Origin of the sequence: Streptomyces sp. NBC_01363 (assembly GCF_026340595.1) — a bacterium.
Classification (GTDB): Bacteria; Actinomycetota; Actinomycetes; order Streptomycetales; family Streptomycetaceae; genus Streptomyces.
Genome location: NZ_JAPEPF010000002.1, coordinates 1 through 12,399, shown reverse-complemented (window position 1 = coordinate 12,399; position 12,399 = coordinate 1). Strand labels below are relative to the sequence as shown.

Genomic DNA, 12,399 nt, shown 5'->3' with positions numbered 1-12,399 from the left:
CTTTTTCATGTCTCGCGATGCCGGGGTACTCCGCCGCGGCGGAGTACCCCGGCATCGCGAGACGCGCGTACGCCTCTACCGCACAGCACTCGGGCCGGGCTTGATCTCAGAGGGTGTTCGGTAGGGGGATCCCCCTATCTGTCCGGTCCGCGGTGTGGCGAGATGGACTTGTTTCCATGATCTCGTAGCGCGACGTCGGGGTCATCGGTTTTGATCATCTTGTGACTGAGCGACGTGCCTACCCCTCGGATCTCAAGGATGATCAGTGGGAGTTGATCGAGCCCCTTTTGCTGGAGTGGCGGGCCGCGCGGGCCGAAGGGCGGGAGCCCACCACCGATCTGCGCGAGGTGGTCAACGCGATCCTCTACGTTGCCCGGACGGGGGTGGCCTGGCGCTACCTGCCCCATGACTTCCCGCCGCACACCACGGTCTACGGCTACTTCAGGGCGTGGGAAGCGGACGGCACCGCCGAGGAGGTCCACGACACCCTGCGTGACCAGTTACGCAGGAAGAAGGGGCGCCGGATACTGCCGACCGCCGCGGTGATCGATGCCCAGACGGTGAAGGCGTCACCGAATGCGCCGGAGAGCACGCAAGGGTACGACGGTGGCAAACGGATCAAGGGCCGCAAGCGGCATATCGCCACCGACACACTCGGGTTGCTGCTGGTTCTCATCGTCACGGCCGCCGGCGTGCAGGACACCAACGGCGGCAAACTCGTTGCCGACGCCCTGGCCGCGAAGTTGCCCACGGTGACGAAGGCGTGGGTGGACGCTGGGTACAAGTCCAAGATGATCACGCACGCGGCCGCCCTGGGCATCGAGGTGGAAGTCGTGGCGCGTGATGCGGAACAGAAAGGCTTTGTGGTCCAGAAGGTCCGCTGGCGTGTAGAGCAGACTTTCGGGATCATGAGCCGCTACCGGCGTCTGCACCGTGACTACGAGGCGCTGCCGGAGCGGTCCCGGTCGATGATCCACTGGGCCAGGTCAATTCCATGGCCAGCAGGTTGACCGCGAGCCCGAGCCAAATCGGGCAATACCTCCGCCCGAAACCGCCCGCGGCAGCCTGAAAAGGTACCGAACACCCTCTCAGAGCTATCAGTGAGCGCTTTCGACGTTGGGTGCTCCGTCGAGGAAGCTGTCCAGGAGCCTGTCGTGCAGCCTGTTGAGGATCTCGCTCTCCGCATACGCGGCTCTGGCACGCAGGTGGAGCTTGCCAGTGAGCCGTGCGAACCGCTCACGCACGGAAGACGGGGGCCATTGGACCGCCGTGGCCGCGAACGCGTTCCGGCTCAGTTCACGCCCGCCCGGCCCTTGGGCGGCGGCGGTCAGTTCCCCGCTCCGGGCTCGGACTTCGTGCAGCAGCCAGTAGCTGTCGGCCAGTGTCTCCGGCTGCAGGGCAAGAACGCCCCGCCCAGGCACAACCGGAACCTCGTTCAGGACGGCGTGCACGCCGTCCTCTCTGGTCGCCAGCAGCAGGGACTGCGGAGCGCACATGGAGTCCGCGTCAGGAGAGGCGAGCCAGGTATCTGTCCGGGAGACGTACGGCAGGCCCCTGCGCAGGACGTCCGCGGGCGCGATGAAGGGGACAGCGGACTCCTGGGACGATTCGTCCGCATGGGGGGCGTCCTCGCGAGGGCGCGACGCATGACCTGAACGCAGGTGAGCCAGGGTACCGAAGGACCGTTCGGGCCAGGCTCCCTTGTCCTGTGCCTCGGCAGCGAACAGCGCGTCGCTCAACGACATGGCACATTCCGCGATGCGCGTGTTGACTGCCGCTTTCCTTTCCATGACTTCCGCCGTGCGGAGAAATGCCGCCCTGGCCTCCGGGGGCGGCAGCGGCACGGGAAGGCCGCGCAGGACTTTCAGATTCAGAGTGCGTTGCAGGGTGGAGCCGGTCACGCGACTCTCGCACCAGTCACGTACGTACGGCGATCCGAGCCACAACCTGAGCCAGGCCGCCTCATCAGGTTCTGTCATCCGCACCACCGCGACAGTGCGGGCAGCATTCCAGCCGTGATACGCGTCGGTGACCACGGCTGCTTCGCCGACCCTGCCTACGAGCACGATGAGCACATCGCCGACCCGCAACTCACTACGGATGTTCGCCTGGTGCGTGCGAGGGCTGATTCTTCTCGGCTCGTCGCTGTGGAGATGGCCGTCCTGGATGTCCGCTGCTCGGATCATCCCCACCCCGTCGTCCACGTGAACCCCGGGACGCGTGATGCCGTAGCCGATCGTCTGCACCGATGGCAGCTGATCCAGAGTCGCCACTCCCCAGCCCTGTGGAAGCCGGTTCAGCCGCTCCTCCATGCGGTCCGGGATCACCACTGCCTCAACAGATCGTGCAGCTCGGCCTCAAGCCGATGGGACGCCTCGAAGAGTGAGTACAGCTCACGGGTCAAGTCGCCCACCTGCTCTCCCTTGTCAGCGTGTGCGGACTCGGCTACGGGCACGCCGACGTGGCGGGAAGGCAGGACGTCGTAGTTCTGGGCGGCGGTCTCCGCAGTGGCCACCGATCTGCACCAGCCGGGCACGTCCTCATAGGCCGCCTGGCCCGGTGCTCCGCGCCAGGCGGCAAAGGTATCGGTGATGCGGTCCCTGGCCTCGTCCGGCAGAGTTCGGCGGCCACGCCCGACCTTGGCCGCGGTATCACGCGCGTCGATCAACAGCACCTGACCTGTTCGGTCAGCAGAGCCCCAGCCCGAACTGCTTCTTTTGCTTCTGGTGAAGAGCCACAGGGTCACGGGGTTACGCACGTGCGGGAGCAGACCCGCGGGAAGCTCGACCACGCAACTCAGCACATCGTCCTCGACGAGTCCCGCGCGGATCTGGAATTCCGCCGGCCTTGAGGTGGAGGCAGCAGCGGTAGGCAGAAGAAGCACTCCGCGCCCGGACTCCGTGGGGGCCATCTTGCTCACTACATGCTGGGCCCAGGCGAAGTTCCCGTTTCCCTCCGGCGGGATCCCGTAACGCCAGCCACGGTGGAATCCTCGACCGCCCTGGGACCAGCCGGCCTGGTTGAAAGGCGGGTTGGCGACGATCACGTCGAAGGTCTGGTTCTCGAACCGGTCGTCGGTCAAGCTGGACGCAGGCCCTTGCAGGGATCCGTCGACGCCGTGCACGGTGAGGTTGACCGCGGCGGTCTCCACGGCGGTCCTGTTGGAATCCTGCCCGTACACCGTCGGCTCGCCTGCCTGCCCGCCATGTGCTCGCACGTACTCGTGGGCCTTCAGAAGGAGACCGCCGGATCCGCACACGGGGTCGTAGACGTGCTCACCCGGCCGAGGCTCCATCAGCCCAGGGAGAAGACCCGCGATGTCTGCCGGGGTGTAGTAGTCGCCCCCCTTCGCCTCCCGCTGTACACCCTCCAGGCAGCCCTCGAACAGCGACGCCGACTCCCGCGCCTCGGCCACGCAGCGAACCAGGGGCTCCAGCTCCCCGCCACGGACATCCCGAAGGTCCGGCGAGAGATCCCGGAGTCGGCCGTGCCGCGACTCCCACTCCCCCAGGCCGTCCCGGACGTCCGATACGACTTCGTACCCGTCACGCATCCACAGGTCCTTGCCCCGGACGGCACCCCAGGCGTGCCCGGCCCGTGATCGGCCCGCGCGCCCCTCGGCATCACGCTCGGCCTCGTGGCGCAGAAGGATCAACAGCATGACGAAGTGAAGGGCGTCCTGTGGTACCAGTGCCCCGCGCACGGCGTCCAGCGCGCGCCCCAGCTGCGCCTTCGACGCTCTTTCCACCTTGGACTCCTGCCGTCCTCGTACCGTCCCGCCGGAGCGTGCACCCCGGTTCGCCCCATCATGCCTGTCGGCGCTCAGTCGGATCCCAAGTAGGCCAACACGATGAAGGCCAGCGTGACCACGGCGACGAACACGGTCCCGCCGGCCACCAGAGCCTGATCCACGCTGCTGGTGCGTGCCAACCGCCAGAACGCGGCCATCAGCGCGCAGATCATCCCCATCGCCATGGCGAACGCCGCCATGACTTTCCGCTCGTTCATCTGCTCTCCCGTTGATCCAAACATCACTGAGTGATCACAAAGCAGACGAGAAGGCACGCCTCCCAGTCAGCCACCACGCCACAGTACCTCACGCAGCAGTCCGTTTGGGAACAACAGCAGTCCGCTTGGTTCACACCCTTCCTGAATAATGCCTCAGCCGTATGTGCCGACGGTCGGAGCAATGCCGGACCCGCGCCGACGAAACCCGCCCGCAGGGATTTCTCCAGTGGGCATATCGCTCACTCCGCACGCTGCGGACCGTTCGCCACGCACCCCGGCCCCGGAGGCTCCGGCCCGGCCGGACAGCCACCGCCGCGACGTCCGCCTCTCCGGGTCTCGGCAGGAACGCCTGCCCCCCGACAACCCGTTGCAGCTGTGGGCCGCGGTGTCGGAGGCCGTACTTCTTCAGCGGGGTCGGCGGCCCGCACGTCATGAACGCGCAGTTGGAACACCTGTTGGCCGGTCCTGAGCATCCCCATGTGGTTATCCAGGTACTGCCGTTCCCGCGTGGCGTCCATGCGAGTGAACAGCGCACACCGCAGCACGCCCCCTGCCATCGCTTTCGGCCACGGCGCCTGGCACGCGATTGCCAGTGAGCTGGTCTGACCTCGGGCAGTCACGCGCGGGTGGTCCCGGACACTCCGGAAGCACTCGTAGCAGCACCTGCTCGTACGAAACACCGGTGATGCCCAGGTGATCACGTCGCAACCTCGTTGCTAGGGTGACGCGTTGACATCGGACAGGGCCGGGGGACTCATGACGTTCGACGACGAGTGGGCCCAACTCAAGGCGGATGCACAGGATCGGCATTCCGCGCAGATGAGGCTCAACACGGCTGGGCCCCAGGCTGACGCCGCAGCGTCCGGGGGCAATGCCGACCTGGTGGTTCACCAGGATGATCTCGGTAGGGTCGGCAATGAAGCCTTTCGGATCCACGGCGAGCTGCGGAAGCGGACCGACCTCGCAGGTGCCGGGGCCGACAAGGACGGCGCGGGGACGACTGCCCGGGCCGCAGCAGAGTTGCAGAGCCGGAACTTCAGCGCGGGCGGTGAGTTGTACACCACCCTGGAGGTCTGGAGTTCGCAGGTGAAGACGGTCCTGCAGATGTGCGCGCACATCTCCAACCACCTGGACTTCTCGAAGAAGTTGCACGCCAACGACGAGGTGGAGATCGCCGCGTCTCTCTCACGAAGAGACGGCTCCCCCGTACCGGTGTCGGAGCTACTGAAGTATGTGAAGTGAGCGGGGGCGGAGGAAACATGGGGGCGTTCTCGTACACGGATCTCATCGAAGTGGACCTGGGCAAGCTGGGTGCGGCGGCCGATGACTGGGCGGCGACGGCGGTCGGGCTGGAGAAGCTGAGGACCGAGGTCTACAGCGGTCTCCTGCAGCTGTCCGACGGGGCCGACTGGGCCGGCCTGAACGCTGCTGTCACCAAGGACTTCGTCCGCAAGACGGCCAAGGAGGTCGCGGATCTCCACCTGGAGGCTCAGAGCATCGTGACTGTCCTCCAGGATGCCCATGGTGAACTGACGCACGTCCAGAAGCGGGCCAGGGAACTCTCCGCGGAAGCCCGCAAGGGTGACCCCACCCGGCAGGCAGGCCCGGACCCAGGGCTGCTGGTGGCGGACGGCCCCAGCGGCACCGTGAAGGTCACGGAGGCCTTCTGTGGCGTGGACGGGACTTCCCAGCGGACCAAGGACCTGATGCAGTGGTATGCCGACACGCTCACGGGGCTTGTGTCCCACGCAGCAGAGATCGATGCAGCCATCACCCGCGCCCTGAAGAGAAGCCATGGCGGCGACCCGCACAACGCGGGGCACGCGACGTACACCTCGCTGGACGAGGACCAGCTGCCCCGTGCCACGAAGCTGGCCTCGCTCGGTGACGACGCGAACACGGCGCAGCGGGCCGAGCTGCGGCGGCTCTGGTCGTCGCTGAGCCCACAGGCCCGTGCGGAGTTGTGGACCGGGCACAAGGACGACCTTCTCGCGGCTGGACTGCTCGCTCCGTCCATCAGACAAGCCGCGCCCGACCGGGGTTCCGGGCCCCACGGCGCCGAGGAACCGGGAGCGGAGGAGCGCAGGACTCGGGAGAAGATGAATCTGATCGCCGAGGCGGCCGACTGGTCCGGCGACAACGACGCTGCTCGGCACATGGCGCACTACCTGGGGAACAGCGGGACGGACATGGAGCTGCCCATCGACAAGATGATGTCGGACGTACCCGGCTTCCGTACGCACATCGAGGACGGCATCAGGGAACACCAGGACGTATGGCGCGATCAGGCACTCGCGGAGTTCAAGAGGAACGGCGGACAGCCGGTCTCGATACCGGTGGAAACCGGTAACCGGGACTTCAGCTTCACCAAGGACGTCGACGAGAACTGGTTCTACGCGGTCGGTTCCACCAGGTCGAATGTGACCGGAGTGGTCACCGTCGTGCCGGATGCCAGCGGTCAGCCCAAGGTCGGTCTCGACTACCAGGCCAACGCGTGGGACCGCTACAACTGGGACCAGGACAAAGGGGTGACCATCGCCCTTCCCGGGGGCAGCGACATGAGCATTCCGGACGGTCAGATGGCCCGCCTCCACACCACGGGCATCGCCCAGGAATTCGACATGGCGGGCAGCAGTTCCGTCAAGCACTACGATCTGGGCGCATCCGCCCCGAACCACGATCCTCTGCCGCAGCCGGACGAGCCGGGGCGTGAGGGCGACCGCACGGATCCAAGCCGCGAGCAGCAGGAAGGGCGGTAGAGGTCCACCGATGGAAAGCTCCAGCAAGATCACTGCCGGCGAGCAGCCCGTGCGCCGCCGTCGTGTGCCGGTCGCAGTCGTCGTCGTTCTGGTGCTCCTCGCCTGCGTCGCCACCACGATCGGCGTCGTCTCCTGCGTCGCCGACGACGTGTCGTCGGACCTGTCGGACCAGGAGATGACCTGCTGCTGGGAGGACGGAGCCACGCCTGCCTGGATGAGCGGCCAGATGGGCATCCGCATTCCGGAGGCGGCATCGGACCGTCGTGCGGGTTACAAAGTCGGGCAGCGCTACGACATCGGCCTGCTGTCCTTCGTCCTCCCCGGCGACGAAGCGGAGACGTACACCGGCCGGCTCATCCGGAACGACACCAAGATGATCGGGAACTTCCATCCCGAGGAGAAGGGCTACCGTCCTGCGGCTGCCTTCGGCCACCTCGGGCTGCCCGAGCCGGAGACGTTCGTCGAAGGGCTGCGGAGGATCAGCCTGTGTCCCGATGAACTCACGACCCCGGAAGGCAAGTATCTCCAGCGCTGCGTCGACCTCTTCACCCACGAGTTCGAGCCCGGCACCACGCGGATCTACGTCCGGTCGACCATCGAACCGTCCGTGACACCCCCTCCGGCGAGCAAGGCTCCGTAGCCTGCGGGGGCATGTGATGGTGGAGGGGGACGCCGCCTCCTGCATCTCGTCGCTTCTCCCACCCACCCCGCCGCACGGCCCCCGCAGCCGGATACGACCGGAGCCGGGCCCGCCGGCGTGAAGATCATCGTGACCGGTGAGTCGTAGGCCGGTGTTCCGAGGACCATGTCGCCGGGCGGTCCCCCGCGGCCTACGCGCCCGCTTCCTCCGGTCCCGTGTCGTCCGGGCCGGAGGAGCCGATCTGTTCGGCACGCAGCGCCAGGTCCTGGAGCACATCGGCGGACGAGACGTCCGTCTGCCCGGAGTCGTGCACCTGGGCCAGCATCGCGAAAGCCAGGGTGAACGCGCCGACGAGCTGCTCCACCGCGCCGCCGACCTCACGGCCGACGAGCGTCGCGACCTCTTCGATCGAGGCGTCCTCGGGGACGGAGATCCGGGGCATCGTCTCGTTGAGGAGAACGGTCACCACGCTCGGATCGGTCTCCAGGTCCTCGCGGTCGACATTCTCTTCGAGCAGCCGACGGATCTCGCCCGCCTCCGTCAGGATGCCCACCACCCGCTTCACCACTTCACTCTGCTCCATCCGGCGAGCATAGGCGCGGAGCGGTGCGGGTGGTGATCAATCGGCATACATACCGCTGTTGTCGATGCCGCTATGGATCGAGGTGCGCCTACAGCAATTCCCTTACGATCGGCCGCATGGTGACGTTCTTAGGATCGTTCGGCAGCAGCCGTCGAGCCGCCGCAGCTCAGCAGCGGTCTGCTCTTCGGACTGCGGCTGCCCAGCAGGCACACCGAGGCGTGCGCATAACACTCATTCACTCGGTCTATCAGCGGGCCTCCTCAGGATCGTCTGGCAGGAGACAGGCGTCCGTCAGGACACCTGATTCAACGGTGGTACGCCGTGCGGTGCGGGTACGTTCGTGCTCCTGGGCGGGTCTGTCGGCTACGGCCCGCACAACAACAACCCCCGTGTCCTGTACGTCAATCCAGCCGACGTACCGGGTACAGCAAGTGCGAAGTCCCTCAAGGCCCGGCGTAAGCAGAACCGTCAGGGTGGCTGATACGGCCGCGGCGAGCAGCACGGCTCAGCGCTTGGGGCGCAACCAGCCCTGCCTCTCCTCCGGGATCGCCCCTTCCGCATCCATGTACCAGAGCTTGTTGTCACCGTCGAACCTGGCATTCACCAGTCGCTTGGCTTCGTCCTTCTCCTGGTAGGAAACGTTCAAGTAGAGCCGCCCCCAGACAGTTGCCCCCACCTCGACGCCTTCGGACGCATCCGGGTTCCGCTTTTTCGTACCGCTTGAACCCTGGTTCGGGTGCCTGCCGCCCGTCCCCCGGTATACCGGGCTCGCTCTGCGCGCCTGGTCCATGACGCGTCGCGCCTGCTCACACGATTCCGGATCCTCCAACCTCATCATGAGGTCGGTGGGTCCCAGATTGCCCAGCAGGTTCAGCGAGCCGTGCCAGAGGACGGTGTCGTCCACGATGAACACCTTCTCGTGCATGCGCTCGCGGTACTCGACCGTGCAGCCCGCTGACTTGAGCTGATCCACCAGCCCGCGGTGCCGCGCCACCACTGCTTCCTCCCGCTGCTCCTCGGGAGAACGAGTGTGGATCACAACGCTGACACTGGCGGCCGCCTTCTCCGCCAGGAGTGCCAGCCATTTCTTCACTCGGGGCACCGCCAGCAGGAATGTATAGATGTCGATGCGCTTCCTGGCGCGTTCGATGTCCCAGCGCACCGCGCGATCGACCTGATCAGCAGGAAAGAAGGCGGGCCGGGTCAGTTCCTCGTCCGGCAGTACCGCGAGATCTGCCGCACTTCTGATGGGGATGAGCTGGTCGACGGAGATGGACTGGGCGCTCGACTCCAGGTGGTCGAGCATCGTCCGTGCCTCGCTGTGCGGCGGCAGCGTCTTGCGGAGGAATGCCACGTCCGCAATGACGACGAGGTGATCCTGGGCCCGGCTCAGGGCAACGTTCAGCAAGCGGCACGTCTCGGAGTCCAGGCCGGTTCCTTGGTAGAAATGGCCTGCGTAGCCGCCGGCTCCGGCCACGGTGTCGAGGATCACGACCGGTCGTTGGCTGCCTTGGAACCGGTGCACGGTGTCCACCAGGCCTTCGTAGTCGGCGCCGAGCCGCTCGACCAAGGTGCGTTTGAGGCCGTTGACCTGGTCCCGGTACGGCGCGATCACCGCCAGGCGGTCGGTCGCGCGCTCGCCCGGCAGAACGTTCTCCCACTTCCTCGGCGGCAGCACTTCGTCGTACTGGAGGCCACGCACAAGTTCGTGGACTGCGGCCTGATGGACTGGGTTAGTCCTGTGGTTGGGGCCTGGGACACAGTGCCCCGACGTGTCGATCAGGATGACGGGAGCGTTGACGAGTGGGCTGAAGGGGATACGGCTCTCGTTGTCCCGGCCGGTACGCAAGGGTGCGTCCGGGTAGGCCACGGCGTTGACGAGATCGCAGATCGGTTCACGCATGCGGTACTGGGTACTGAGAGCCACGAGCCTCGGGTCCTGACGCACGGTCCCGGCGGCTGTGACCAGGCCAGCCGCACGAAATGCGTCCGTGGCCGACCACCGGCGCGCGTGTGCCTTGTCCTCGTCATTCGCGCCCCGGTCATCGGCAGCCTTGTTCACGGCCGGCAGCTGCCGGAAGTCGCCTGCCACCACGACGCGTTTGCCGGCCAGACCGGCCACGTACCAGGCCATCGGCAAATTGATCATGCCCGCCTCGTCGATCACCACGACATCGATGCGCTCAAGCAGGGGGCGGGACTGGACGGCTTTCGAGACGGTGGCTCCGAGCACCTGGCAGTTCGCTTTCACGGCGTCGGAGATACGCCGCAGTTCCTTCTCCGCTTCGTTGACCTGTTGCTGCAAGGCGTCAGCCTCTTCGGTCAGGGTCTGGAGCGGCGCCACACCTTTGAGCTTCTCGACCTGGTCGGCGACATCCGCTCCCATGCGGGAGATGTCTCGCTCAGCCTTGTTCTGTGCGGTCTCCGCCGCGTCCGCGGCCGCAGTGGCCTCAGCCGCCGCCTGATTGGCCTTCCGCAAATCGATGAGCGCCGCATCGAGCTTGGCCTGTTTTCTGTCCGCGAAGAGACCTGAGGGCGTGCCGATGCTCTTGATGCGCAGCCCCAGCGCGTTCGCCGCCCCTTGAGCTTCGCTCCATGCCTGACCAGCCTTCTGCCGCGCAGCACCCGCCGCGCCATATGCCTTCCGCGCGGCCGCCAGGTCCTCCTGCAGGCTTCGCATCCGCTCGTGGAGCGCGACACCCGCGCGCACCGTCGTCAGGGTGGAAGTGAGTTGAGTGAGTCTGCTCTGCAGATGGGCCGAGAGCCTGGCTGCCACCTGCTCGGGGTCGACGTACGCGCCATACCGCTCCCGGAGCGACTCGACGTCGATGTCGCCCGCCCGCTGCACCAGACCGTTGTCGAATCCTTGTTCCTCGGAGAGCAGATCGCAGATCCGTTCCAGCGCCTGGTCGACAGCAACCTTGGTCGGCGCGAGGAAGAGCACGTTGAGCCCCTGTCGGCTGCACCCTTCCACGATGTGCGCGACCACATCCGTCTTTCCTGTTCCGGGCGGGCCCCAGAGGAAGGTGATCTCACTGGCGAGGGCCTGTTCCACGGCCTGGCGTTGCCGTGGATTGAGACGGAGAGAAGGCCAGTCGGCAACCCAGCGCCCCGGGTTGGCCTCCCGAGCCACCGTCGGTTTCCCCTGGTCGGTGATCCATCCGGCACTCGTCGGCCGTACCGGATGATCGGCCTCACCGACAGCCATGAGGCGCTCCGCCAGCACCTTCCAGGTCTGGGAGTCGTCCGCGCGCAGCTGTACCTGGCGGGGCGCATGCCCCAGGTCGGCCTCGGTGACGACACGAACTCTGTTGTCGGGAAGGCGTGTGACCTCGGCCGGCGTCCAGGGGCCTTGCGATCGGGAGGGCCGCACCAGCAGGGGTAGACCGTTCAGAGTCTCGGGCCAGCGTTTGAAGCTGAATTCGTACTCGCGCTGCGACCCGGATACGGACAGCCTGCGCCCCTCGCTCAGGGACGCCTTGGCCTTGTTTCCCCCGTCGCTGCGCAGTTCCGCCGCGATCTCCAGACGCGCGGCCCTCAGGAGTTCGTCCACCGGTTTCGGACGCCCAGACCCTGCCATTCCGCTCCCCCGTCTTCTCGCCCTCCCGCCATGGTCTCCGAGGCCGGATGCGGGGCATCGGTTTTCGGCCCTGCCGCATCTCTCCTCCCGAGACGCCACGGGGCTCCCCCGCTTTCACGCGTCCCGGGACTCTACGGTTATGGGTGGCGCGAGGACAATGAGTTCTCCCGCAAGCTCATGGCCACCAGCAGGGGAAACACCCAGGAGCGCCTGCTCCCAGCCAATAAATGATCTTGGTCGATTCCCCGCTGCCACCCTCAGCCGATACGATCTGGGGGGGGGACTTTTGACGTACGAATCGAACGTTCGTCGGAATATGCGCAAGTGGGTTCGGGAACAGAGCGGGGACGGCGTATGCGGGAAGGCCGCTGGGAAACGGTCACGGATTCCGAGTTCCCGCATGAGCGTCGTGGTCTTGAAGCCATCCGCACGGAACTTCCGGACAACGATCCGTGGCGCGCATGGTCGAACTTCACGTTCACCGCGAACACCGGGCATGTCCGGGAAGTGGATCTGCTGGTGATCGCTCCCGGCGGTGTCTTCCTGATCGAGCTGAAGGACTGGCACGGCTCTGTGGAGTCCCGCAACGGAACCTGGCTGCAGACTCAGCCCGGTGGACGGCAGATCACGCACGGGAATCCTCTGCACCTGGCGGACAAGAAGGCCAAGGAGCTGGCAGGGCTGCTGGACCCCGAGCTGAACGGTGAGCGGGTGTGGGTCTCGGAGGTGGTCTGCTTCACCGACTCCTAGCTGAAGGTCCGGCTCCCGGCCCATGACCAGCATGGTGTCCATACCGTTTCCCAGCTCGTCAAGGCTTTGAAGGAGCCCC

General features: G+C 66.4%; 9 protein-coding genes and 2 pseudogenes. 6 read left to right on the top strand and 5 right to left on the bottom strand.

The genetic code is table 11. The features are described 5' to 3' along the window. The first annotated feature begins 221 nt into the window (after nucleotides 1–221). Nucleotides 222–1,069: pseudogene (locus OG611_RS28215) on the top strand (IS5 family transposase). A 28-nt stretch (nucleotides 1,070–1,097) separates the two neighbouring features. Here the strand turns inward: OG611_RS28215 and OG611_RS28210 are convergent. The 3 genes from OG611_RS28210 to OG611_RS28200 form a co-directional block, all read right to left on the bottom strand. Continuing rightward, on the bottom strand, nucleotides 1,098–2,330 hold the full coding sequence (locus OG611_RS28210; protein ID WP_266426453.1) for a hypothetical protein: 1,233 nt from the start codon (nucleotides 2,328–2,330) through the stop codon (nucleotides 1,098–1,100). After that, nucleotides 2,324–3,748 (bottom strand): N-6 DNA methylase, encoded by a 1,425-nt coding sequence (locus OG611_RS28205; protein ID WP_266426450.1) that lies wholly within the window; start codon nucleotides 3,746–3,748, stop codon nucleotides 2,324–2,326. The genes OG611_RS28210 and OG611_RS28205 overlap by 7 nt, the downstream gene beginning before the upstream one ends. 74 nt (nucleotides 3,749–3,822) lie before the next feature. Further along, nucleotides 3,823–4,008: a hypothetical protein gene (locus OG611_RS28200; protein WP_266426447.1), complete on the bottom strand. Its 186-nt coding sequence runs from the start codon at nucleotides 4,006–4,008 to the stop codon at nucleotides 3,823–3,825. A gap of 161 nt (nucleotides 4,009–4,169) precedes the next feature. Between OG611_RS28200 and OG611_RS40950 the strand changes: the two genes are divergently transcribed. From OG611_RS40950 to OG611_RS28185, 4 genes are all read left to right on the top strand, one after another. Beyond that, entirely contained in the window at nucleotides 4,170–4,604 is a 435-nt protein-coding gene (locus OG611_RS40950) for a Scr1 family TA system antitoxin-like transcriptional regulator (RefSeq protein WP_353962573.1), read from the top strand. Nucleotides 4,605–4,764: 160 nt separating this feature from the next. Then, on the top strand, nucleotides 4,765–5,250 hold the full coding sequence (locus OG611_RS28195; protein ID WP_266426444.1) for a hypothetical protein: 486 nt from the start codon (nucleotides 4,765–4,767) through the stop codon (nucleotides 5,248–5,250). A 17-nt stretch (nucleotides 5,251–5,267) separates the two neighbouring features. Beyond that, a complete protein-coding gene (locus OG611_RS28190) occupies nucleotides 5,268–6,767 on the top strand; it encodes a hypothetical protein (protein ID WP_266426442.1) in 1,500 nt (499 codons plus the stop codon). Between the two features lie 10 nt (nucleotides 6,768–6,777). Next, nucleotides 6,778–7,407 carry a hypothetical protein gene (locus tag OG611_RS28185; protein ID WP_266426440.1) on the top strand — a complete coding sequence of 210 codons (630 nt, stop codon included), beginning with the start codon at nucleotides 6,778–6,780 and terminating at the stop codon, nucleotides 7,405–7,407. A 190-nt stretch (nucleotides 7,408–7,597) separates the two neighbouring features. Here OG611_RS28185 and OG611_RS28180 read toward each other — a convergent pair whose 3' ends face one another. Together OG611_RS28180 and OG611_RS28175 are read right to left on the bottom strand one after the other, a co-directional pair. After that, nucleotides 7,598–7,990 carry a hypothetical protein gene (locus OG611_RS28180; protein WP_266426437.1) on the bottom strand — a complete coding sequence of 131 codons (393 nt, stop codon included), beginning with the start codon at nucleotides 7,988–7,990 and terminating at the stop codon, nucleotides 7,598–7,600. 505 nt (nucleotides 7,991–8,495) lie between these two features. Continuing rightward, nucleotides 8,496–11,543, bottom strand: a complete 3,048-nt coding sequence (locus OG611_RS28175; protein ID WP_266426435.1) for an AAA domain-containing protein — start codon at nucleotides 11,541–11,543, stop codon at nucleotides 8,496–8,498. 381 nt (nucleotides 11,544–11,924) lie between these two features. On the opposite strand from OG611_RS28175, the pseudogene OG611_RS28170 reads away from it, so the two are divergent. Continuing rightward, nucleotides 11,925–12,399: pseudogene (locus OG611_RS28170) on the top strand (NERD domain-containing protein); the annotation flags it as partial.